1 protein-coding gene and 1 pseudogene are annotated in these 2,101 nt (G+C 51.1%); both read left to right on the top strand.

Annotated features, from left to right (window positions below; all coding sequences use genetic code 11):
- A pseudogene (locus tag HNO86_RS30055) lies at positions 1 to 1,247 on the top strand (hypothetical protein); the annotation flags it as partial.
- A 20-nt stretch (positions 1,248 to 1,267) separates the two neighbouring features.
- The gene (locus HNO86_RS30050; RefSeq protein ID WP_175380563.1) at positions 1,268 to 2,008 is read left to right on the top strand and encodes a hypothetical protein; all 741 of its coding nucleotides are present in this window, start codon (positions 1,268 to 1,270) and stop codon (positions 2,006 to 2,008) included.
- The last annotated feature ends 93 nt before the right edge of the window (positions 2,009 to 2,101 follow it).

Genomic DNA, 2,101 nt, shown 5'->3' with positions numbered 1-2,101 from the left:
ACCTGCATCACACGGCGAAACAGGCGAAGAACGACGGCAGGTTCTCGGCGGATGAGTGGCGCAATGTGAGTGCGAGTGCGGCGTATGCGGGGAATGCGATCGCGGCGTTGTGGGTGGGGCCGGCGTGGAATCGGGCGGGGAATATGACGGCTGAACTAAGGCACAAAACTCGGAGCGTGGCTCAAGCCTCATACAGGAGTTGGTTGTCGGAGGCTAGGACAGCTGCGATTGACGGGAAAAGTGCCAGAGCAGCGCTGGCAAGCGAGTTCGCGACCGTTTCGAAAGGGCTGATCTGGCGCACGGTGACGTGGGCGGCATTGGGTGCTGTGGCGAGCGGTCTTGAGGCGTGGCAGTTGTCCAATGAGATAGATGGTGCAACGAGCAAGGAAGAAAAAGGGCTGCTCATAGGGAAGTCTGTTGTGGTGTCCGGAATGTCGTTCGTTGCCACAACCCAACTGATGGGCACAGGACTTGGCTATTGGTTCGGCTTTGCCTGGGTGATGTCCAAGCCGGTGATTATCATTTTGGCGATCTTGGGCATCGCCTACTTGATGATCAGCATGGCCGCCAACCGCTACAAGCGCGAGGGGCTACGTTTGTGGTTGTACCGTTGCACTTGGGGGCGTGGGTCAATTCCTGAATGGCAGGGTGATGACGGTCATTTCAAGCAGATGCAAGCCCTCTTGGAAACCCTGCAACGCCCTAGCGTCGGAGGTAGAGCCTTGTCCTCCGGCGGAGGCAGCACGCCGAGAAAACATTTGGGTTTCTGGCTACAAATCCAGGTGCCGAACGCGTTGGCAAGCAAGGATGTGACCTTGCAAACGGCGATGATCCAGACGTATCTGTTCTACCCCGACGAATTGCAAAGCGCCAAAGACAAGTTCTACGACAACTTTCTCAATGGCTACTGGGTCGATCCAAAACTGCTTGGGCAGTTACCCGACGGTCCCGGCACAAAAGACAATCCGGCCGACTTCACCTATACCGGCAAAGAACAGCATCGCCTGTGGCAGGTGTGGATCAATTTCGCCAAAGACAGCCCGGTCCTTGAACTGGAAGTGAAGTACCCGCCCGGCGTGCTTCAACGTGCTGATGGTCGCGGGTACCTGTTTCGAATGGCGCTTGAGTGGACCCCAAGTGAAGCGGATCGGGCCAACAATGCCTTCAGCGGGGAATTAAAGGAAAAGGATGGCATCGTGCTTACACAGCAGAGTACCCAGCCTTTAAAACTGACCATTCCTAACTAAATAAGCTGAAGGGCATGACAATGTTAAATTTCAACAAGGTACTGGATCTGCCGTCAAAGCTAAGCTGGAAATACTCTAATGAGCCAGAATTGTTAGAGTGGACGATTCGGGCGCGAAACTACAATACTTTTGTGGCAGATTCGATGTTCTGGGTTTGCTTCATCGTCATAATGATCGCATCAATACTGGTGTATCGAAGTATGGATGATGACCCACTTTTCAGTGGAATTCTTACCATGCTTTATTTTTCTATCGTCACTTTCGCATTGATATCGATTACTCACCAGAGAGTAAACTTCGCCTATCGCTTCACTCAGTCCGGAGTCGAATATTACGAGTGGAAAGCCCCTCCTAAGTGGGTATTGCCATTCTTGAAATGGTTTACCGGTATCACAGCGATTGCTTTCATCTTCCTCGCAACCATTGATCCTGCATTCCTGATTGGTGCACTGATAGGTCCTGGCGGTATGGGGCTGATGTACCTATCCATGGCAAACTCCAAGGGCTTTCAAAGTTTGCACACTGAATACCATCATTACTTCATACACTGGAACCGACTAACGAACATTACGATTGCGACAAATAGAGACATGGTTGAACTGGAATTCAAATTTCCGGAAAAAAACACAAACGACATGCTATCAGGGAGCCAATACGTTTTCTTTCAACGCCGAACAAAAGAACAAGTAGTGGAATTTATCAAAGCCCACCTGCCATCCTGTGTGCCTTGTGTCATTGGAAAGGTGGATGTTCTGAACTGATCAGCATAGAAAATGGCACAGATACATTTCCCACGTGACCCGCGCGCGTGAAAACAAATCTTGACCACCCTTTATTGCTTATCCCTAACTGAG

This window comes from Pseudomonas sp. C1C7 (genome assembly GCF_013359595.1).
Classification (GTDB): Bacteria; Pseudomonadota; Gammaproteobacteria; order Pseudomonadales; family Pseudomonadaceae; genus Aquipseudomonas.
This window is presented reverse-complemented; position numbering and strand designations above follow the sequence as displayed.